Here is a 21,111-nt window from a genome sequence, read left to right as displayed (position 1 = left end):
ATTGACCCGTGCAGAGGTCCTCAGACCAGGGCGCTGGACAAGTTATTGGAAATAACCGTCCGGTTTCGGCCGTTGGATTTTGCCACGTACAGGGCTTTGTCAGCGATATCGATCAGATGCTCGGGGGTATCGGCTTTTGATCCGGATAACGCACTGATGCCAATGCTGATAGTGACGATTTTGGCGGGTGATTCGCCGTGTTGAATGGCACTGCGCTCTACGTCCGTTCGAATCTTCTCGGCGATAATAAAGGCACCCACATAGTCGGTGTTCGAGAGGACAATGGCAAACTCTTCTCCGCCGTACCTGGCCGCCAGATCGCTTTCCCGAGTGATGTTTTTTTTGATAATGCTGCTCACGGCTTTCAGGCATTCATCGCCTTGTACGTGGCCGTAATGGTCGTTGTATTTCTTGAACAGGTCGATATCAATCAGGATGAGAGCGAGATCATCGGGTTTGCGCCTGGCCTTGCTTATTTCCGAGTTGATAAACAGGTCGAACCTGCGGCGATTCGAGAGCCCCGTCAAGCCATCTTCGAGTGCCAGTTGCCCGAGCGCCTTGTTCGCCTCTATATAGGCTCTTTCAGAGTGTTGCAGCTCTTTTTGTGCCTGGATCTGTTGGCTCATGGTTCTTATGAGGCGATAGCCCAGCAGGCTGAGAATGAGCAGCAATACTGAGGATATGATAAAGCTCGCAATGGACTCGCGGCGCCAGTCCGCCAATATCTCATCTCTTCCAAAAGCCGCAATGACCACCATGGGATAACCATCGACGCGGCGAAAACTGATGACCCGTACGATGCTGTCAACAAATGATCTTATTGTTGCGGTGCCCGAGGTGACCCCGGGTTGCAATAAGGCAAACACCTCCCCGGTTGAAATATCCGTACCAATTTCAGCGTCCTTGAAGGGCTTGCGTACGATGATGTGTCCTGTCGAGGAGGCCAGATTGATGATGCCATTCTTGCCGAGATCGATGTTGTCATAGAGGCTGAGGAAGTATTTAAGATAAAGGGTGGCTACCGCCACACCGGAAAAACTACCGTCAGGATGATTGATCCGGCGCGACAGGGTAATAATCCATTCGTCTGTTGAACGGCTACGTATGGGCGGGCCCAGGAACGGAGCGGCGCTGGTATGGTCGCGATGGTAGATGAAATAGTCGCGGTCCGAGTTATTTGTGTTGGGCTTGTTTCTGTCGCTTGAGTTTAATAAGCAACCACCTTGTTCGTCGTAAATGGAAAAGCCATGGATTTGTGGCAGGCGCTCTTGTTGGGCCATTAATACCGCCTCCAGTTTTTTCAATTCCTCCGCGCCAGTGCCTTCCATGTTTACCCGCCGCTGGGCCCCGAGTATGACGGTGTCGGCTTGGGTGAGGGTGGCCGCTATGCTGGACGACAAGGCCTTGGAGAGGTTTGACATCTCGACCTCTTTGTCATGCAAGTGATACGCCAGGGAGTTGCAGACCCCCCAGATGCTGATGCTGATCAATGAGATGCAGACCGCCGCGACAAAGAGAATCACATGACTGATCTTGAGCTTGGTATCCGCCCACGCGGCACTGAAGGCCGAAGTCGTTTTGGTGAGCATGAACAACACATCCATGTGATTGAAATGGCTTTGTGTAGCTTATGTTTTTTTTACTTAGTTTAAATCGCTTTTTTGGGTGTTATTTGTTTGATTTGCCTATCTTTTTGAGTGCCTGTAAAAATGGCGTTTTCTCGTTCAGCCGCGCGCGGGCAGATTTAGATATTAAAGCGCAAGGGCTCGGTCCTGAATGACGCGCTTCATCACCGGGAGCGAGGTGCGGCGCAGTACATTGGGCAGCGTAGACGCACTTTCAGCGTTTCACCGCCTGCTTGCTGGTCGCGAAATTGGTCAGCAAATCGAGGCAGGAACAGAACACGAAGTAGACCAGGGCCACAAACAGGAAAATTTCCGTGGGATGGACCATCACCCGGTTGCTGACCTGGGTCGCCACGAAGGACAGTTCGCCGACGCCGATCACATAGGCCAGGGAGGTGTCCTTGATCAGCGAGATCCACTGGTTGAGGAACGACGGCAGCATGATTGGCAGGGCCTGCGGCAGGATGATCAGTCGCATGACTTGAACGGGCCGCATGCCCAGCGGTACCCGGTTGGCCGGGTTGGTCGGTTGCAACTGCAGCTTGACCCCCAGTTTGTCGGCGATGGCCTTGGCGTAATCCACGTCCAGGCCTTCGATCTGCTTGGTCTTGGCATCGACAAAGCCGAAAGGCGGGTTGCTGTCGAACGAGGCGACGCGCAAGACGCCGGATTTCTTGATGTCTTCCAGGCGATCGGCATGAGCCAAACCCGCGAGCTAGAGCGTTACCAATCAACGGCTGAGACGAATGCTTCTACACTGAAATCATCCGGTTTACCGAGTCGAGGACAGCATGAAACTCTCACTTCGCTTGGCGTTTTTCAGCATGGCGGCGACGCTGGGCTATCTCTGGCTGGCGGTGTGGGGATTCGGCGGCTGGGCGGCGTTTGTCGCCCAGCCGGCGTTGCTGGTGATCGCCGTGGTGACCCTGCTGTTGGCGGGTTCGGCGCTATTTACCGAAGGCAATCTCAGCCCCGGCGTGCGTGAGGATCGTGGCAATCGCTGGGTGATCCCGGTCATTGCCGTCCTCGGCTTGATGCTGGTGGGGCTGGTGCCCTGGACGGCTCGCTTGGGCTGGTGGACCTTTGGCGGTGAGGCGGTGCGTTGGTTTGGTGTGCTGCTGTTTACCCTTGGCGGCGTGTTGCGGATGTGGCCGGTGTTCGTGTTGGGCAAGCGCTTCAGCGGGTTGGTGGCGATCCAACCGGGGCACCGGCTGGTGACCACCGGCCTCTATCGATTTCTGCGCAACCCGAGCTACCTCGGGCTGCTGGTCAATTCGTTGGGTTGGGCACTGGCTTTTCGCTCCGGCGTCGGGGTATTGCTGACGGCGTTGACGCTGATCCCGCTGGTAGCCCGCATGCGCTCGGAAGAGGCCTTGCTCAAGGCCGAGTTCGGCGAGGAGTACGAGGCGTATCGTTCACGCACCTGGCGCCTGCTGCCTGGAATTTATTGAGTCGCGCACCTGATGCCGAGTCGCCCGGTCATGCGTTCTGATTGTCAGACCGGGTAAACGAATACCGGTCGATATCCTGCCTGAGCTGGCAACCCTGGCTTTGCCAATATGCCACTCAAGAGTTGCGCGCCGATCCATCCAGGCGCCTTGCTGGGGGATGCCCATTCTGTTTTTATGACTCGAACGGTCGGGCGGAGTCTGGTTCCGCGAATCTTGATCTGGAGAAATCTTGATGTTCTTGATCCTTGCCCTGATAGCCCTCGCCGTCGTTTGGGGATGGTGGACCTATCCGCGTGTGGGCGGGCTGTTGTTCGACCTGATTACGCTGCTTGAGGCGCGCCTCTCGCGCTTGAAGGAAGTCCCGGTGGCGATTGAACGGATGACCCTGGCGACTCTTCAGGGCGGCGTCAGTCGCAATACGCCGCCGCTGTTGCTGATCCACGGTTTCAGTGCCGACAAGAACCTCTGGATACGCTTTGCGCGATCCTTCGTTGCCGACCATCAGGTGATCATTCCCGACCTGGCCGGGCACGGCAAAAGTGGCTTCGAAGCGGGAGGCGACTACAGCATCGCGACCCAGGCGCAGCGTATGGTCGAGCTGTTGGACGCCAGCGGGATCGACAAGGTGCATGTGGTCGGCAGCTCCATGGGCGCTTACGTCGGCACCTGGCTGGCGGCGCATTACCCGGAGCGGGTGTTGTCATTGGCGTTGATGGGCCCCGTGGGGGTCAACCTGCCGCAGCCCAATGAAGTGGAGGAGTTGGTCAAGCAAGGCCGCAACCCTTTTCTGATCCACTCGCGGGCGGAGTTCGATCGCTTCTTCTCCATGACCATGGCCTCGCCACCCTGGATCCCGGGGGTGTTGCTGGCGGCGGAGTCGCAAACCTATATCGACCGGCGCCCTGAGCTCGCGGAAATCTTCGATGACTTCCATGACAGCCCGCGCATGGAGCCCTGGCTGAGCTCTATCCGTGTGCCGACCTTACTGCTGTGGGGGCGTGAGGACCGCATGGCGCCTGTGGCCAGTGCACAAACCTGGATCGCGGGGATTCCCCATGCGCGTCTGGAGTGCTGGGACGGCGTCGGCCATCTGCCGATGGTCGAGCGACCGGAACAGACGGCGGCGCAGTATCGCGCGTTCCTCGCGGCGCAATGAGGGGGGAACGCCTGCCGTACCGAGGGGCATCAATGCCTTGTTCGGTATCCAAGATTCATTAAAATCATTAGCCTGCATGTAGTCATGAGTAGGGCTCATAAATACTCTGATGGTCAGGGCGCTATAATCCGGGCAACTCATGCTAGGAATTCATCAATGGCCCGGGAAAGTTACAACGATCTGCTGGCGTTTCTGGCCGTGACCCGCGAGCGCAGTTTCACCCGTGCCGCCGCCCAGCTCGGCGTCTCGCAATCGGCCCTTAGCCACACCATCCGCTCCTTGGAGGCTCGTCTCGGCGTCCGTTTGCTGACCCGCACCACGCGCAGTGTGGCGCCGACCGAGGCGGGCGAGCAGTTGTACAACAACCTGGCGCCGCGCTTTGAGGAAATCGACGCCGGCCTGGCCGAGGTCATTGAACTGCGTGACAGCCCGCGCGGCACTATCCGCATCACCGCCACCGATTACGCGGCCAATAGCGTGTTATGGCCAAGGTTGGCGCCGTTCATGTCGCAGTACCCCGATATCAAGATCGAAATCATGACTGACTATGGGTTGACCGATATCGTTGCAGAGCGCTACGACATTGGCGTACGCCTGGGCGATCAGGTAGCCCAGGACATGATCGCCGTACGCATCGCCCCGGACCTGCGCATGGTCATCGTCGCCGCACCGGCCTACCTGCGAGCCCACCCGGCACCCCGTAAGCCTGAGGATCTGGCCCGTCACAACTGCATCAACTTGCGCCTGCCCACTCATGGCGGTTGTTATCCCTGGGAGCTGAAAAAGGGCAAGCGCGAATTACAGATGCGGGTAGAGGGGCAACTGACGTTCAACAGTTCCTATCAGATGCTCGAAGCGGCGCTCAGTGGCTGCGGGCTCGCGTTTATTCCGCAGGACCTTGCGGCGCCGCACGTTGCTGCCGGCCGCTTGCAGTGGGTACTGGAAGACTGGTTTCCGACCTTTCCCGGACTGCATATCTACTATCCCAGCCGCCGGCAATCGTCCCGGGCGCTGGGCCTGGTGATCGCAGCCCTGCGTTACGCCGAAGACTCATGAAATGTATTCATGACTGCATCCAGCTTTTCGGCCTTAATCATCAATCGGCTTGTGACTAGGATGACAGCACGGCTTTGAGCTCCGGCTCGGCCATCCTGTTTCAATGTTGATGGAAGGTGATCGATGAACTACCGCTATCTGGGCCGTAGTGCCTTGAAAGTTTCTCCCCTGTGTCTGGGCGCCATGATGTTTGGCGGCGAGACCGACGAGGCGACCTCCCGGCGCATTATCGACAAGGCCGCCGCTAGCGGTATCAATTTTATCGACAGCGCCGACGCCTATCACGCCGGCCGCTCCGAGGAAGTAGTCGGCCGAGCCATCGCTGCACAGCGCGATCGTTGGGTGGTGGCGACCAAGTTCGGCTATCCGTCGTCTGCGAGCGTCGGTCCGAACGAGCAGGGACAGTCGCGCAAATGGATCATGCAAACCGTCGAGGCCAGCCTCAAGCGCTTGGGCACGGATTATATCGATGTCCTGTATTTTCACCGGGCCCTGACCGATGCACCGATGGAGGAGGGGATTCGTGCCGTTGGTGACCTGATTCGCCAAGGCAAGATCCGTTACTACGGCGTGTCCAATTTCCACGGATGGCGTATTGCCGAAATGGTTCGTATCGCCGACCAACTGGGCATTGAACGGCCGGTGGTCAGCCAGCCGCTGTACAACATCGTCAACCGAACGGCGGAAGTCGAGCAACTGCCGGTGGCGGGCAATTATGGACTGGGTGTCGTACCTTACAGCCCGCTGGCACGTGGCGTCTTGAGCGGTAAATATGCGCCGGATGTACCGCCAGCTGCGGACACCCGTGCCGGACGCGGCGACAAGCGAATCCAGCAGACCGAATGGCGGCCGGAGTCATTGGCAATCGCCCAGACCATTGCCCGTCATGCGGCTGAGCGTGGGACCACTTCCATCGCTTTTGCAATTGCCTGGGTGTTGAGAAATTCGTTGATCAGCGCGGCTATCGCCGGTCCGCGTACCGAGGCGCATTGGGACGGTTACATGGATGCACTCGGGTTGGAACTGGGACCTGATGACGAGAAACTGATTGATGGTCTTGTCATGCCTGGGCATGCGTCGACCCATGGTTTTACCGATCCGGGGTATCCGGTAGAGGGTCGCAGGGTGCTTTGAATGCCTGGCCAATGCCTTGTCGATTCTTGGGGAAAATAGTGTGATTGCCCGATATCCTGTCGGGCTCACCTCACACAAGCGAATCCCCTCATGCCCAGGTTGTCCTTCGCCATCCGCGTGCTGCCTGTTGGTTGCCAGCATCAACCACTTGCGCATCGCTTGGAAGGTTGTTAATTCCCATCCATCAAATGCTCAGCCAGCTCGGGGCTGAGCGTACCGGCCATAGGCCTGCACGGTGGCATTCACCCGTTGTTGAACCTGTTCGACACTGGGTATTACAGCGAAAAACGCGCCAGCATGCCGTCCAGCTCAACCGCCAGGCGCCCCAGTTCCTGGCTGGCGGTGCTGGTTTGCGCGGCGCCGCTGGCGGTCTGCATGGACAGGTCACGGATGCGCACCAGGTTGTGGTCCACTTCACGGGCCACCTGGGCCTGTTGCTCGGCGGCGGTGGCGATCACCAGGTTGCGCTCGTCAATGCCGGCCACCGACCGGGAAATACTCCCCAGCACATCCTTGGCCACCTGTGCCCGCTGGCGTGTGCGACCAGCCTGGGCGGCGCTTTCGGCCAGGGCCAGGACGGTGTCGCCGGTGCCCTGATGAATACCGTCCATCATCTTTTCGATTTCTCGCGTCGACGCATCGGTACGCTGCGCCAGGCCGCGCACTTCATCGGCCACCACGGCAAAACCGCGCCCGGCGTCACCGGCCCGGGCCGCCTCGATGGCCGCATTGAGCGCCAGCAGGTTGGTCTGGGCGGCCACGCTACGGATCACCTCCAGCACCTTGCTGATGCCCTGGGTTTCGATTGCCAGGGCCTGGGCGCGCAGGCTGGCCTGTTCGACCTGATCGGCGAGGACGCTGATATCGGCCATGGTCTCGTCCAATTGTTGCTGGCCTTCGCGAACGGCGGTGCTGGAACTGCGTGACTCGCTGGAGGTCTCCACCGCGTTGCGGGCGACTTCCTCGACCACCTGGCTCATCTCGGTGACGGCGGTGGCGGCGTGTTCGATCTCGCCGTATTGCTGATGCAGGTCCTGGGCGCTGTCATGCATGATCGCGCCCATTTCCTGGGTGGCCGCGTTCAGACGGCCGACGGCGCCACCGATCTGATTGATCACCGCGTGCAACTGATCGCGCATGTGCCCGAGCATCTGCAGCAGTTGCGCCACTTCGTCCTGGCCATGGGCGACCACCAGTTGGCTGAGGTCGCCGGCCGCCACGGTCTTGGCCACTTGCAAGGCCTGGCGCAATGGTCGAGTGATGCTCACGCTCAGTCGCCAGGCCTGTAACAGCATCAGCACCAGCGCCACGGCGATGACAATCGGCAGCAGCAACTGAACCTTGTGGAAGGTGCTGGCGGTGTTTTCCAGGGCTTGGGCAGTGGTTTGCTTGTTCAGCTCACGGAGCAGTTGCACCTGCATGTCCATCAACGAGCCCTGGTTGGCCAGGTCGTTGTTGGCGAGGTTGCTGGCCTCGCTGATTTTCTTCTGCTCGACCAGCTCGATGGCCTGCTTGAACAGCGTGACAAACTGCTGCGAGGCGTCCTGCAGCAATTTGATCGAGTCCCGCTCTGTCCCTTCCGGGACATTGGCCAGGTATTCGGTAAAGCCCTGGTTCACCTCGGCACTGAGCTGTTGCAGGTTGATCTTGCGGTTGACCAGTTCAGCCGGGTCGTTGGCATACACCAGCAACAGCGCGGCCTCGGTGCGCATCTTGGCCAGGTCGATGGCGATGGCATCGGCCTGGGCGATACTCGAGAGCGGTCCTTGCTCGATCAACTCGCCCTGGTGGCGAATATGCTGCATTGCCGTCAGACAAAAACCGCCCAAGGCAGCCAGCAGCAGGGCGCAGAGGCCGAAGCTGGCCAGCAGACGCTTGCCGATACTCAGGCGGCGCAGCAGGGTGGGTCGGTGGGAAGGCTTGCGGAGAAAGGCGAAACGAAGGTTCACAGCGGCGGGCTCTTATGAGGGCTACGCCAGAGGTTGTAACAATATTGCGTGATGGCTTTATGACACTTTTGTTGATGGCAGGAATTTCATGTTCGGACGTTGCTGGCGTTCTAGGGATTTTCCTACTCTGTCTCCTGTCATCCCTACCCAAAAATAGGGATGCTCCGATGGTGGGGCTGCACGCATACGGCGATGATTTTTGTAACGCCAGTCAGCTCTCACGGCATGTATTGCGCGATCCGATTCATCGCGTTTAGGTCTTTCCGGACGACTTTGCAGGTGACGGACCAACGATATTCAACCACTCCCGAGCACTGTTGGCGGGGATTGGCAATTGAGTGCTCAAGGGGGTGGTGATGGCCGGTCTGATGGATTCCGTGAACAGTCGAACTCAGTTGGTGGGGCAGAATCGCCTCGAATTGTTGTTGTTTCGGTTCGACGAACATCAACTGTATGGCATCAACGTGTTCAAGGTGCGTGAGGTCATGCCCTGTCCTGCGTTGCATATCATACCCAGGTCCCATCCCGTGGTCTGTGGTGTGGCAAATATTCGGGGTACCTCGATTCCGATCCTCGATCTGGCGCGGGCCACTGGCTTGCCAGGCGTCCAGGACATGGCCTCGTCGTTTGTGATCATTACCGAATACAACACCAAGACCCAGGGTTTCCTGGTCTCGGCGGTCGAGCATATTGTCAACCTGAACTGGGAGGACATTCATCCGCCACCCAAGGGCAGTGGTTCCGATCATTACCTGACCGCCGTGACACGGGTCGATAACCGGCTGGTGGAAATCATTGATGTCGAGAAGGTTTTGTCCGAGGTGGCGCCCACCAGTGAAGTCATCTCCCTGGGGGTGATTGATGCCCAGACCAATGCCCAGGCCCCCGAATTCCTGGTGTTGACGGTGGACGACTCGGTCGTGGCGCGTAAACAGGTCAGTCGTTGCCTGGAGTCGGTGGGCGTGAAGGTGATTGCACTCAACGATGGCCGCCAAGCCCTCGACTACCTGCGTGGAATGCTCGACGAAGGAAAGTCGCCGGCAGACGATCTGCTGATGATGATCTCCGATATAGAGATGCCGGAAATGGACGGTTACACCCTGACGGCCGAGGTTAGAAATGATCCTCGGCTGCAGAAGCTGCATATCGTTTTGCACACGTCTTTGTCAGGCATATTCAATCAGGCGATGATCAAGAAAGTCGGAGCCGATGACTTTTTGGCCAAGTTTCGCCCCGATGACCTGGCCAGTCGTGTGGTGGCTCGTATACAGGCGGTCGGGAAGGCTTGATTTCCGGTTGGTGCTCGATGACCCACGGTTTCAACGAGAGGGGGCGTGGGCCTTGCACCGGTGAGGCATCACTCGGGGGCGGTGACTAAAGCCACGTATTCACCACCCGTCGATCCAACTCTTCCCAGTCCGCCATGCCCAACACCCGGGTGGTGTTCAGCCCACGTAAATAACCGCGCAGTTGATTGGCAGTGGCCCGGGCAAGCTCCGGGTCGGTGGCGTTTTCGTCCAGCAGTACGCTTTCGTACTGGACCAGGTAATCGGCCACCCGCTCACGAAAATCGGGCAAAACAGCGTCGCGGATCAAGTCAAACGTTCTCAAGGAGGTGGCCTCGTCGGTCTTTTCTGGTTGTGATCAGGGGCGGGTGCTGTCTGCACGGCGCGCAACTATTGCTAGACGTAATACCGACCATCACGAAATGCAAGTTCTACTTTGTCGACAATAGTTGGAGAATCGCCGGCATCGAACATACCGTTTATTTTCAGGATGAGATGGATGCGCCCTTTATTTGTGTCTGCCCTGGCGTTGGGCTCCTTGTTGCTGGTCGGTTGTGCCACCGCGCCGAACGACCCGACCCTGGTCTTGCAGACCCGCAAGACCCCGGCCCAATACGCCGAATGCGTCATACCGAAACTGCAGCGCAGTGAGTTGAATCCGACCGTCTCGCAGACCCAGCACAGCTACCGGATCGTGGTGACGAGCAAAGTCTCGGCGGACAACGTGCTGGAAGCCCACAAGGCCGGGACGGGCGGCAAGGTGTTCGTCTATGAGCGGCACTTGCTGGCCTCGAACCTCCTGCCTTCGAGTTTTGAGCGCGCGGCACAGGATTGCATCTGACTCCAGGCTGTAAACGCTTTTTATCGTGCTCCTTTGGTTGGCCGCAACCGACCAATTTTTTGCCCTGCACCGTCATTCGGTTGCGGGGCTTTTTTTGTTTGGGAATGAGCAATGGCTGAGCGGTTCGTGGTGTCGCTCGGTGGACGAAACGCAGGAGGAGGCAGTCCATCGCGAGCAAGCTTGCTCCTACGGCAGCGGTTTTGTGTGGGCCGACAATTGTAATCGGCCTGTGGTTGCTCAGTACCAACCTATGACTTTTGGCCAGACAACATTCTCTGGGTCAGGTCATCAACCATCGCTTTGCCCATTTCGCAAACAAACCGTGCAAACGCACAGGGCAGGGCGGCCAAGCCCTTGCGGAGCGGATAATCAGGTAGTACCGTGTTTCTGCAAATCTAAATGTAAATCTTTCTTACTAATTGGTGCCGCACGATTTTTATGGTCTACCCCGTCTTGCAATCACCCCCCAAGCCCTATACGAGCACCCGGATCTACCTGCATTGGATCTCCGCGCTGGTTATCCTCTGGGCCACGCTGAGCGGTTTCGGGGTGACCTTGCTTCCTGTCAATCACCCAGTTCGCCAGTGGGTGGAAAGCGTCAATCCACAAATAACCTCGCTGTTTATTCCGCTGTTTGCCTGGCGCCTGTGGTTGTACCTGAGCGCCCCGTCTGAACAGTCAGCGGGTATTCGAGATCTGCAGAAAAGCATCGCCAAATTGACCCACACCTTGATCTATCTCAGCGTAAGTGGCGTATTGCTGACCGGCGTGGTGATGATGAACCATCCCGTGCTGCTGCTTGGGATCATACCGCTGCCGCAACTGCTTCACTCCGTGCCAGCCCTGGCAGATGTTCAACAACTGCATCATCTGCTCTGCGCCATGCTGGCCGCGCTGGTGGCGTTGCACCTGGCCGCTGTGTTGCGACACCAGCTTCGAGGTCGTTCGGTATTGCGTCGGATGCTATGAAGTCCAGTCGCTGTGCTGCAGCACATTGATCAGCGTGCCCAGCGGATCACGCACGAAGAAGCGCCGCACACCCCAGGGTTCGAGGGTCAGCGGGTAGGGGATCGCGTAGCCGGCGCGTTGCGCGCGCTCGAAGACCTCGTCGAGGTTGTCCACTTCGATGGACAGATCCGGTACCGGCGCGCCGGAGCCGCCTTCGCTGGCAATGCTCAGCTGTGCAAGGGCATGGCTGTCGGAGGCCAGGGTGATGATCCAGCCGTGGTCCATCATCGGTGCGATATCGAACAGCTGGCTATAAAAGGTCGCGACCTCGGCGGGGCGCTGGCTGGTCAGGTTGGCGACGATTCGGCGGACGGTCATGATAGGCTCCGGATGGGGCAGCAGCGTTCAGCATAAGTCGGATTGTGTCCCTATCCAAACGCCCGACCCAAGCTTGGCGGGTTATCCCTTCAACGCCGCTTCGATCACCGCGATGTCGATCTTTCTCATGCCCATCATGGCGTCGAACGCACGCTTGGCCGCCGCGCGATCAGGACTGGCGATCGCGCTCATCAAGGCCCGTGGGGTGATCTGCCACGACAGCCCCCACTTGTCCTTGCACCAGCCGCAGGCGCTTTCCTCGCCGCCGTTTCCGACAATCGCGTTCCACAAGCGGTCCGTCTCGGCCTGGTCATCGGTTGCCACCTGGAACGAGAACGCCTCGCTGTGCTTGAACATCGGCCCACCGTTCAGGCCGAGACAAGGGATGCCCATCACACGGAACTCGACGGTCAGCACATCACCCTGTTTGCCTGCGGGGTAGTCGCCAGGTGCAGGGTGGACGGCGACCACTGCGCTATCCGGGAAGGTCTCGGCGTAAAACGTCGCGGCCTCCAGCGCGGTGCCTTCGTACCAGAGACAAATCGTGTTTTTGCTGGTCATGTGGGTTCTCCACGGTTGAGGCTGATCCATGGAATTCTAGACGACAACAGATTGAAGTGGCGCTTCAGCGGGTTTTCCTTCAGGTCGCGGACGTTCAAGAGATCGCTAATTTGCCATTAGCGTCTGCGCTACTGGCCAAGACCCCCCTCAAGAAGACCATGATCATCCGCCCCGGAGCCTGGGTCGAATACACCACTTGCTGCAGAGCCTGGCCATGGGCCAGTGCCATCAGGCCTGCCGCCAGTTCCGCCGGCTCCACCGGGGGGATCTTCCGCAACCGGGCAAACACCCTGGCAACCAGTCCGCCCAGGGCTAGCCGATGGCCGTCCCACACGTGCCGGTACTCTTCGGCAAAGGCCACGCTGCGATTGGCGTGCAGTTGCAACTCCACCGCCAACATCGCCCAGTCGGCATCCTGGTTCAGGGTCGTCGACCATGCCTCCAAGCCCGCCAGTACATCGCCATCCGAGCGCTCCGCCGCTTCTATCAAGGCATTCAGTTGCAAGGCTTCGGCTTGCATATGCTGGCGTAGAAGTTCCAGCAACAGGGCTTCCTTGCTGGCGAAATTCGAATAGAAACCACCTTGCGAATAGCCGGCCTCGTCGGCGATATCCCGAATCGAGGTGCCACCAAAGCCGCGTTGCACGAACAAGCGCCGTGCCGCCTCGACAAGGCGTTCGCGGGTCTGGGCCTGGCTTTCTTCACGGCTGAGCCGTTTGCGGGTCTGTGCGTTCATGGGCGTCAAAATATCACTTGAGCTTTTAAATTCAATCGATATGATTTATGGATATCACTTGATATCTAGAAATCAATCGAGCTTTAAATCATGTCCCAGAACACCGCGTTTGTGACCGGCGCCACCGGACTTCTCGGCAGCAACCTGGTTCGTCTGCTGATCGAGCGAGGCTATGGTGTTGTTGCCTTGGTGCGCTCGCTGAAAAAGGCCAGGCAACAGTTCCCCGATCTGTCCGGCATCAGGCTGGTGGTCGGTGACCTGGATAACGTGGCGGCCTTCGCCCCGGCGATGCAGGGCTGTGCCGTGGTGTTCCATACCGCCGCCTTCTTTCGCGACAACTACAAGGGTGGGCGCCATTGGCAAACCTTGCAGCGCATCAATATCGACGGCACGGCAGCGTTGATCGAGCAGGCTTATCAGGCCGGCATCCGGCGGTTCGTGCAGACGTCTTCCATCGCCGTACTGAATGGCGAACCGGGAGCCGTTATCGACGAGACCGACGAGCGCGATCCGGCCACCGCCGATGATTACTACCGCAGCAAGATCCTGGCTGATCAGGCCGTGCGTGCTTTCTGCGCGTCTCACCCAGCGATGAAAGCAACGTTTGTACTCCCCGGTTGGATGTGGGGGCCCGGAGACAGGGGACCGACTTCATCGGGGCAACTGTTGCTGGATACGGTGCGGGGCAAGTTGCCAGGGCTGGTGCCGGGGAGTTTTTCGCTGGTGGATGCCCGCGACGTTGCCTTGGCCTTGCTGGCGGCAGCCGAACAGGGGCGACCTGGCGAACGCTATCTCGCCGCAGGCCGACACATGACCATGAATGAATTGATTCCCTTGATCGGCCAGATTGCCGATGTGCCGACCCCTCGACGCAAGTTGCCGGTGCCGCTGCTCTATCTGATTGCTGGCATGCAGGAGCTGATCGCGGGCTTGAGTGACAAACCCGCGTTACTCAGCTTTGCCACCGTTCGCTTGATGCTCAAGGAGGCTGGCCGCAGTCATTTCAGTCCGATCAAGAGCCAGCGGGAGTTGGGCCTGGTTTTCCGGCCGCTGGAGCTTACGCTGCGCGACACACTGGCCTGGTACCGAGAGCATGAGTGGCTATCGGCGTCTCCAGGGACACGGCCTTGAAACGCCGGGCGTTATTTCCCCGATCTGGCTGTCATGCCGTCAGGGCTGAAGGCGGCGCCACGATCCGTCGGGCAACTCGATCTGCCGTTGGGCTGCCGCCAAGGCAACCGTCAGTCCGGCTTTATCCAAGGGTATGCAGTAGGCGGGTTTGGCCCGCTCGAATCGCCAGCTTTCATCAAGGCCACCCGCATCAACCGCATCGAATCCAATCTCGTCCAACAAATTGATCACCAGCGCCTTGGCGGTCGGATCGTCCGCGGCGATCGGTAGCGCACGGCGGTCGGGCGCGCCTTTCGGGCGCGAGTCTTGCCCCAGGTCTTGAGCGAGGATAGCGTTGAAAACCTTGACCACCTTGGCCTGCGGCAGATGTTCGGCGAGCAGGCGACTGGTGGTGGTTTCGAAGCGGTCCAGCGCGGGAATCCGGCCGTCTCGTTGCGGGTAGTAGTTGTTGGCATCCAGAACGATTTTGCCCTCCAGCCACTGGGCCGGCAGGCTGCGGTAATGTGCCAGGGGGATGGCCACGAGCACCACCTCGCCAAATTGTACGGCTTGCTCCACGGTGCCTACCCGACTGGAGGGAATGTCGCCGAGCACACTGCTCATTGTCTGCGGGCCGCGTGAGTTACTGAGCATCGCCTCGTGTCCCGCGGCTATCACCAATTGCGCCACTGCACGTCCGATAAAACCTGCCCCAATAATGCCGATGCGCATGTCCTTACTCCGCTGCTTGGTTGGAAGACGCTATGATGATTAGCAATCAATGGGAGATAAATTGCCATTTAGGACTTAATCTTGTTACCAGGAGTATTGAATGTTGGATCGCCTTACGGGCATGAGCGCTTTTGTGATGGCTGCGGAATCTGGCTCCTATGCCAGTGCCGCGGAGCGTTTGGACATGTCGCCGCAGATGGTGGCCAAGCATGTTGCCGCGCTTGAGCGCAGGCTGGGGGCGCGGTTACTGAACCGCACGACCCGACGGCAGAGCCTGACTGAACTGGGCAGTGCCTACTATGAGCGCTGCAAGCATATTTTGAGCGAGGCCCAGGCCGCCGACTCCCTGGCGCAGATCATGACCGATACCCCTCGTGGCAAACTGAAAGTCACGGCGCCCGTGACCTTCGGCTCCTATAGCCTTATGCCATTTGTGACGAATTTTTTGCGTCACCACCCTGAGGTGGAAATCGATCTGCATTTGACCGACCGCTTCGTCGATCTGGTGGAGGAGGGCTATGAAGTGGCTTTTCGGATCGGTCCCTTGGCCAACTCGAGTTTGACCGCCCGACCGTTGGCACCGTATCGACTGCTGGCCTGCGCCGCACCGAACTATCTGGCTCAACGCGGAACGCCACGCACACCCGGTGATCTCGAGAACCATGAATGCCTAGGTTATGCCTATTGGTCGCGCCCAGCCGATCGCGAATGGCAATTCCGCCAAGATTCCACCCTTTACAAGGTCCCCATCGCCAGCCGTTTGCAGGTCAACGAGAGCAAGGCGCTGCTGTCAGCAGCGCTTGACGGGTTTGGCATTGTCCTTGGCTCCGAAGACTTTCTTGAGCCGGCGCTGCGAAACGGCGAGCTGGTGCGGCTGTTGGCCGATTTCGAAGCGCCGAGCCGACCCATGCATTTGCTTTACACGGCAAATCGTCAGCGCACCGCCAAACTTCGGCGCTTTATCGATGCGGCGCTCAGCCACTTTGGATGTTAAGGCGCGATATCGGCCTTGAACCATTTTTCCGAGAGTTTCTTGACCGTCCCATCCGCCAGGGCTGCGCTCAAGGCCTGGTTGAACCTGGCTTTCAAGTCCGTATCGGTCTTTCTGAACGCCAGCGCCTCACCCGGCCCCCAGATCGGCCCGCCAATCTTCGGGCCCACCATCTGCACCGCCTGATTTTCCGGGTTTTGCAGCGCGGAAGAAAAGAACGTCACGTCGTCAAAGGCAAAATCAATGCGCCCGGCATTCAGGTCCATCAGGTGTTCACCGGACTTTTTGTAGGTCCTGATGGTCGCCACGCTTTTGAAGTTTTTCTCCACAAAGTCGGTGTAGGCCGTGCCCGACTGGATGCCGATGGTCTTGCCCTTTACCAGTGCCTTGAGTTTCTCGATGGCGGCCTGATCCTGGACTTGTTCGCCGCTGAGTTTTACCGTCTGTGTGCTCGGCGCGGCCGCGATCAGCGCCGGCGTGGCACTGACAAACACACCTTGCGTGGCCGCATACGGCCGCGAGAAGTCGACGATGGCCTGGCGCTCTGGCGTGATGACGATAGCGTCCATCAGCATGTCGAACTTGCCGGCATTCATCCCGGCGATCATGCCGTCCCAGTCCTGGGCCTGCAGTTTGCACTCAAGCTGGATTCTCGCGCACAGATCCTTCAGCAGCTCAGGTTCGAAACCGGAAATTTCGCCGTTCGGCAGGGTGCTGTTCCAGGGCTCATAAGCCCCCTCGGTGGCCACCCTGACGGTGGTCCAGTCCTTGGCCGCGGCCATGCCAGTGAACAGCATGCCGCTCAATGCGCAGCAGGTAAAAAGGGTGCGGGTGGAGCGAGTGATGGCGTGCATGTGTTTCCCCAAAGAGTTCGAAAAGGTTCGGCAGGGGCAAGCGGTGTCGGGTGATCTTTTTGTTTGAGTGGTACGCAGGGATCAGGCCGTTCGGCCATAGAACCCCAACTGTTCCTCGGCGCTGAACAGCACATCGGGTTTTTCGTAGTAGGAGAACACCGCCACCATGCGTTCCCGGGGACCGCGCACGGGGGTGACGCGATGGGCGGTGTTTTTACCGCGAAACACATTCAACGTGCCCGCGCGCAGGGTGAGTGTCTGCACCTGCGGGTCACGCCCTTCGAGCAACTCGGCGACGCCGGCATAGTTGGGATCGTCCGCGCTACGCAAGTCGCTGCGGTATTGGAACTCACCGCCTTCCTCGGGGGCCTGGAGCATCAGCGTGGTGGTGAATTCAGAGCGATCGAAGTGCCAATTCAAGGTCTCGCCGTGGCGATAGCTCATCACGTTGACGCGGGCCAAGGGGTCGGCCATAAGGTGCAGTTGTGGCTTCTCCATCACCGCGGCCAGGAAAGCCAGCAGCGCTGGGTACTCGTACACCTCGTTGACCAGGCTGCCCTTGAGCTGATCGGCGCACAGGGTATGGCTGACTGTCTCGACCTGGCGCAGTGCCGGGTGATCCGCCGGCAAACCCTCGATCTTCGGTTTGAAGTAGATATTGTGGGTGCGGCTGTGGGTATGGGATTCACGATTCATGCTCGGCTGAATGCGTTCGGCGGCCTGACGCACCGCGTCGGCCCTGAGGAAACCCTCCAGGTTGAACATGCCGTTGCGCTTCAGCTCGGTACGACACTTATCGACCAGTTCATTCCACGCATCGCTGCCTTCGCGGTCGAGTGGAAAGCGCTCAAGATCCATGAGGTTGTTCATGATGACCCTCTCGTTGTAGATGGCCTCAACTTACCCCACGAAAAACTTCGCAACAACGGCACAAATTGTTAGGCTCCCCCTAGTAAAACTTAAGGGATGGGCGCTTATGCAACGCTTACCACCGCTCAATGCCGTACGCACCTTCGAGGTCGCCGCGCGCCTGGGCAGTTTCGTGCTGGCGGGGGCTGAACTGGGGGTATCGTCCGCGGCCATCAGCCAGCAGATCCGTCACCTGGAAGATTTCTTCGGCAAGAAGCTTTTCGTGCGCAACGGTAATCGCCTGGCCCTGACTGATGCGGGCTTGGCGATGTACCCGCAAACCTCGCGGGCGTTGAATGAGATTGCCGCGATGACCCTGCGCACCCTGGAAGGTGAGATTCGTACCCGGCTGATTGTCAGCGTGCCGTTTTCCCTGGCGGAATGTTGGTTGGCGCCCAAGCTCATGGAGCTTGTGGCGTTCTACCCGCAACTGTCGGTCGATGTGCGTGTGGAGGACGACCCCGTTGACCTCGCCCGGCATGACGTGGACTTGCGCGTCAGCTACGGGGACTATCACTACCCCGCGTGTGAGGCCATTGCGCTGTTCCATGACGAGGTGTTGCCGGTGTGCGCGCCGGAGCTGTGGTACCGACACGGGAACAAGGACTTCGACCTCGCGCCTGTTCACCAGAGTCTGTTTATTCATACGCAGTGGGGGGCCAATTATGCCTCGCACCCCACCTGGAGTGACTGGTTTGCCGCCGAACACTTGGATAACCCGCCGGACCCTGCCCATGGCCGGCGCTCGGGGTTATCGAGTTTGTCGGTGACGCTGGCCAAGCTGGGCATGGGCATCGCCCTGGGGCAGAAGGCGATTGCCCAGCGGGAGTTGGAGGCGGGGCGGTTGATAGCGCTTTCCACGATTTCGTTGAAGCTCGGGCATGCCTATTGTGCGTTTGTGCCGGGGGCCAAGCGGGGCCGGGGGGATGTCGAACGATTGCTGGCGTTGTTGGGGAAAAACTGAAAAGCACAAGACTTCGGGCCGAAAAAACAGATAATGACGCTCAAATTATTTGGCTCGTTATTCTGGTAATCCCGCATGGAAATCAAGGTCAACTTTCTCGACAACCTTCGACTTGAAGCCAAATTCGATGACTTCACGGTGGTCGCCGATCAACCGATCCGCTATAAGGGCGATGGTTCGGCACCGGGTCCGTTCGATTACTTTCTGGCTTCATCGGCGTTGTGTGCGGCTTACTTTGTGAAGTTGTACTGCGAAACGCGCAATATTCCCACCGATAATATCCGCCTGTCGCAGAACAATATTGTTGATCCGGAAAACCGTTACAACCAGATTTTCAAGATTCAGGTCGAGTTGCCGGCGGATATCAGCGCCAAGGACCGCCAGGGCATTTTGCGTTCCATCGACCGTTGCACGGTCAAGAAGGTGGTGCAAACCGGGCCTGAGTTTGTGATCGAGGAGGTGGAAAACCTGGATGCCGATGCCCAGGCGTTGCTGATGTTGAGCCCGGTTGCGGACGCGGCCACCTATATCGTCGGTAAGGATCTGCCGCTGGAGCAGACCATCGCCAATATGTCGGGCATTTTGGCCGGCTTGGGCATGAAGATTGAAATCGCTTCGTGGCGCAATATTGTTCCCAATGTCTGGTCGCTGCATATCCGCGATGCGCACTCGCCGATGTGTTTTACCAATGGCAAGGGCTCGACCAAGGAAGGCGCGTTGGCGTCGGCGTTGGGCGAGTTTATCGAACGACTCAATTGCAACTTTTTCTACAACGATCAGTTTTGGGGAGAAGACCTCGCCAACGCGGCGTTTGTGCACTACCCGGACGAACGCTGGTTCAAGCCTGGGCGCAAAGATGCGCTGCCGGCTGAAATTCTCGACGAATACTGCCTGGAGATCTACAACCCCGATGGCGAGCTGCGCGGCTCTCATCTGATCGATACCAACTCCGGCAATGAAGAGCGCGGTATCTGCTCGCTGCCTTACGTGCGCCAGTCGGACGGCGAGGTGGTGTATTTCCCCTCCAACCTGATCGAAAACCTGTTCCTCAGCAATGGCATGAGTGCCGGTAATACGCTGGCCGAAGCGCAGGTGCAATGCTTGTCGGAAATCTTCGAACGCGCGGTAAAACGCGAAATCCTGGAAGGTGAAATCGCCCTGCCGGATGTGCCACAGGAAGTACTGGCGAAATACCCCGGTATCCTGGCGGGTATTCAGGGTCTGGAGGCGCAGGGCTTCCCGGTGCTGGTGAAGGATGCGTCGCTGGGCGGGGAGTTCCCGGTGATGTGCGTCACCTTGATGAACCCTCGTACGGGGGGCGTGTTTGCCTCGTTCGGGGCACACCCAAGCTTTGAGGTAGCGCTGGAGCGCAGTCTTACCGAATTGTTGCAGGGGCGCAGTTTTGAAGGCCTGAACGATCTGCCCGCACCGACCTTTGAAAGCCACGCGGTGACTGAACCGAACAACTTTGTTGAACACTTTATCGACTCCAGCGGTGTGGTGTCGTGGCGCTTCTTCAGTGCCAAGTCGGATTTCGAGTTTGTTGAGTGGGATTTCTCCGGCCAGGGTGAAAACTCCAATACCGAGGAAGCCGAGACCTTGTTCGGCATTCTTGAAACGTTGGGCAAGGAAGTGTACATGGCGGTGTATGAGCATATCGGCGCGACGGCCTGCCGCATTCTGGTACCGGATTACTCGGAAATTTATCCGGTTGACGATCTGATCTGGGATAACACCAACAAGGCGCTGTTCTTCCGTGCCGATATTTTGAACCTGCACAGCCTCGACGATGCCGACCTTAAAGCCCTGGTCAAGCGTTTGGAAGAAAGCGAACTGGACGATTACACCGATATCACCACGTTGATCGGCATCGAATTTGACGACAATACGGCCTGGGGCCAGTTGACGATCCTGGAGTTGAAGCTACTGATCTATCTCGCCTTGCAGCAGTTTGACGAGGCGAAGGAGCTGGTGGAGACCTTCCTCCAGTTCAATGACAACACAGTCGAGCGCGGGTTGTTTTACCAGGCCTTGAATGTGGTGCTGGAGGTGCAGTTGGACGACGAGCTGGAGCTGGGCGATTACGAGGTCAATTTCCGCCGGATGTTTGGCAATCCGCGGATGGACGCCGTGATCGGCTCAGTGGACGGTAGCGTGCGCTTCTTCGGCTTGACGCCTACCAGCATGAAGCTGGAGGGGCTCGATCGGCACCTGCGGCTGATCGACAGCTACAAGAAACTGCATGCGGCGCGGGCCAATATGACGGCTTTATCTCGTTAATCGCTGACAGCGCCAACAAAGAAAGCACCTAAGGTGCTTTTTTTGTTTTGGGCGGCCGCTCAATCCAGGTGGTTGTTTTGCCGTTACCGGCTGCGGGCCACACCTTCGGCCGCCGGCCTCGCCGGGGTAGCTCCGTGGTGCAGCTTCCAG

Annotated in this window: 21 protein-coding genes and 1 pseudogene; 11 read left to right on the top strand and 11 right to left on the bottom strand. The window is 58.6% G+C overall.

Going from position 1 to position 21,111, the window contains the following annotated elements; all coding sequences use genetic code 11:
• Positions 1–20: 20 nt before the first annotated feature.
• From AC07VG_RS01465 to AC07VG_RS01455, 3 genes and pseudogenes are all read right to left on the bottom strand, one after another.
• Entirely contained in the window at positions 21–1,589 is a 1,569-nt protein-coding gene (locus AC07VG_RS01465) for a sensor domain-containing diguanylate cyclase (protein WP_495000527.1), read from the bottom strand.
• 162 nt (positions 1,590–1,751) lie between these two features.
• Positions 1,752–1,841: pseudogene (locus AC07VG_RS01460) on the bottom strand (AsnC family transcriptional regulator); the annotation flags it as partial.
• On the bottom strand, positions 1,840–2,331 hold the full coding sequence (locus tag AC07VG_RS01455; RefSeq protein WP_495020321.1) for a transporter substrate-binding domain-containing protein: 492 nt from the start codon (positions 2,329–2,331) through the stop codon (positions 1,840–1,842). The pseudogene AC07VG_RS01460 and the gene AC07VG_RS01455, both read right to left, overlap by 2 nt.
• An 85-nt stretch (positions 2,332–2,416) precedes the next feature.
• Here AC07VG_RS01455 and AC07VG_RS01450 point away from each other — a divergent pair, with 85 nt between their 5' ends.
• From AC07VG_RS01450 to AC07VG_RS01435, 4 genes are all read left to right on the top strand, one after another.
• Positions 2,417–3,076, top strand: coding sequence for a methyltransferase family protein (locus AC07VG_RS01450; protein WP_495020320.1), 660 nt, complete (start codon positions 2,417–2,419; stop codon positions 3,074–3,076).
• Between the two features lie 232 nt (positions 3,077–3,308).
• Positions 3,309–4,232 (top strand): alpha/beta fold hydrolase, encoded by a 924-nt coding sequence (locus AC07VG_RS01445; RefSeq protein ID WP_495020319.1) that lies wholly within the window; start codon positions 3,309–3,311, stop codon positions 4,230–4,232.
• Positions 4,233–4,388: 156 nt separating this feature from the next.
• Entirely contained in the window at positions 4,389–5,288 is a 900-nt protein-coding gene (locus tag AC07VG_RS01440) for a LysR family transcriptional regulator (RefSeq protein ID WP_495020318.1), read from the top strand.
• 123 nt (positions 5,289–5,411) lie between these two features.
• Entirely contained in the window at positions 5,412–6,422 is a 1,011-nt protein-coding gene (locus AC07VG_RS01435; protein WP_495020317.1) for an aldo/keto reductase, read from the top strand.
• A gap of 275 nt (positions 6,423–6,697) precedes the next feature.
• Here AC07VG_RS01435 and AC07VG_RS01430 read toward each other — a convergent pair whose 3' ends face one another.
• Entirely contained in the window at positions 6,698–8,371 is a 1,674-nt protein-coding gene (locus tag AC07VG_RS01430) for a methyl-accepting chemotaxis protein (RefSeq protein WP_495000531.1), read from the bottom strand.
• 356 nt (positions 8,372–8,727) lie between these two features.
• Between AC07VG_RS01430 and AC07VG_RS01425 the strand changes: the two genes are divergently transcribed.
• A complete protein-coding gene (locus AC07VG_RS01425; RefSeq protein WP_495000532.1) occupies positions 8,728–9,660 on the top strand; it encodes a chemotaxis protein CheV in 933 nt (310 codons plus the stop codon).
• 85 nt (positions 9,661–9,745) lie between these two features.
• On the opposite strand, the gene AC07VG_RS01420 is transcribed toward AC07VG_RS01425, so the two are convergent.
• Complete coding sequence (locus AC07VG_RS01420; RefSeq protein ID WP_495000533.1) at positions 9,746–9,982, bottom strand: hypothetical protein; 237 nt, start codon at positions 9,980–9,982, stop codon at positions 9,746–9,748.
• Positions 9,983–10,156: 174 nt separating this feature from the next.
• On the opposite strand from AC07VG_RS01420, the gene AC07VG_RS01415 reads away from it, so the two are divergent.
• Positions 10,157–10,498, top strand: a complete 342-nt coding sequence (locus AC07VG_RS01415; RefSeq protein ID WP_495000534.1) for a hypothetical protein — start codon at positions 10,157–10,159, stop codon at positions 10,496–10,498.
• A 438-nt stretch (positions 10,499–10,936) separates the two neighbouring features.
• Positions 10,937–11,467, top strand: a complete 531-nt coding sequence (locus AC07VG_RS01410; RefSeq protein ID WP_495000535.1) for a cytochrome b — start codon at positions 10,937–10,939, stop codon at positions 11,465–11,467.
• Here AC07VG_RS01410 and AC07VG_RS01405 read toward each other — a convergent pair.
• The 3 genes from AC07VG_RS01405 to AC07VG_RS01395 all read right to left on the bottom strand — a co-directional run bounded on the left by AC07VG_RS01405 (position 11,462) and on the right by AC07VG_RS01395 (position 13,121).
• Positions 11,462–11,824 carry a VOC family protein gene (locus AC07VG_RS01405; protein ID WP_495020316.1) on the bottom strand — a complete coding sequence of 121 codons (363 nt, stop codon included), beginning with the start codon at positions 11,822–11,824 and terminating at the stop codon, positions 11,462–11,464. The two genes, AC07VG_RS01410 and AC07VG_RS01405, sit on opposite strands and share 6 nt — an antisense overlap.
• 81 nt (positions 11,825–11,905) lie before the next feature.
• A complete protein-coding gene (locus AC07VG_RS01400) occupies positions 11,906–12,385 on the bottom strand; it encodes a VOC family protein (protein WP_495000537.1) in 480 nt (159 codons plus the stop codon).
• A gap of 94 nt (positions 12,386–12,479) precedes the next feature.
• Positions 12,480–13,121 (bottom strand): TetR/AcrR family transcriptional regulator, encoded by a 642-nt coding sequence (locus tag AC07VG_RS01395; protein WP_495000538.1) that lies wholly within the window; start codon positions 13,119–13,121, stop codon positions 12,480–12,482.
• A 90-nt stretch (positions 13,122–13,211) separates the two neighbouring features.
• Between AC07VG_RS01395 and AC07VG_RS01390 the strand changes: the two genes are divergently transcribed.
• A complete protein-coding gene (locus AC07VG_RS01390) occupies positions 13,212–14,252 on the top strand; it encodes an SDR family oxidoreductase (protein WP_495000539.1) in 1,041 nt (346 codons plus the stop codon).
• Positions 14,253–14,291: 39 nt separating this feature from the next.
• Here AC07VG_RS01390 and AC07VG_RS01385 read toward each other — a convergent pair whose 3' ends face one another.
• A complete protein-coding gene (locus AC07VG_RS01385) occupies positions 14,292–14,963 on the bottom strand; it encodes an NADPH-dependent F420 reductase (protein WP_495000540.1) in 672 nt (223 codons plus the stop codon).
• A gap of 100 nt (positions 14,964–15,063) precedes the next feature.
• On the opposite strand from AC07VG_RS01385, the gene AC07VG_RS01380 reads away from it, so the two are divergent.
• Entirely contained in the window at positions 15,064–15,957 is an 894-nt protein-coding gene (locus tag AC07VG_RS01380) for a LysR family transcriptional regulator (protein ID WP_495000541.1), read from the top strand.
• Here the strand turns inward: AC07VG_RS01380 and AC07VG_RS01375 are convergent.
• Both AC07VG_RS01375 and AC07VG_RS01370 read right to left on the bottom strand, forming a co-directional pair.
• Positions 15,954–16,808 carry a transporter substrate-binding domain-containing protein gene (locus AC07VG_RS01375; protein WP_495020315.1) on the bottom strand — a complete coding sequence of 285 codons (855 nt, stop codon included), beginning with the start codon at positions 16,806–16,808 and terminating at the stop codon, positions 15,954–15,956. The two genes, AC07VG_RS01380 and AC07VG_RS01375, sit on opposite strands and share 4 nt — an antisense overlap.
• Positions 16,809–16,889: 81 nt before the next feature.
• On the bottom strand, positions 16,890–17,678 hold the full coding sequence (locus tag AC07VG_RS01370; RefSeq protein ID WP_495020314.1) for a HalD/BesD family halogenase: 789 nt from the start codon (positions 17,676–17,678) through the stop codon (positions 16,890–16,892).
• Between the two features lie 106 nt (positions 17,679–17,784).
• On the opposite strand from AC07VG_RS01370, the gene AC07VG_RS01365 reads away from it, so the two are divergent.
• Positions 17,785–18,681 (top strand): LysR substrate-binding domain-containing protein, encoded by an 897-nt coding sequence (locus AC07VG_RS01365; RefSeq protein ID WP_495000544.1) that lies wholly within the window; start codon positions 17,785–17,787, stop codon positions 18,679–18,681.
• 75 nt (positions 18,682–18,756) lie between these two features.
• Positions 18,757–20,961, top strand: a complete 2,205-nt coding sequence (locus AC07VG_RS01360) for an OsmC domain/YcaO domain-containing protein (protein ID WP_495000545.1) — start codon at positions 18,757–18,759, stop codon at positions 20,959–20,961.
• Positions 20,962–21,111: the final 150 nt, after the last annotated feature.

It is taken from the genome of Pseudomonas sp. GW821-FHT03C07 (assembly GCF_059420925.1).
The sequence above is the reverse complement of the archived record's forward strand: the minus strand, read 5'-3'. Positions and strand labels throughout refer to the sequence as shown.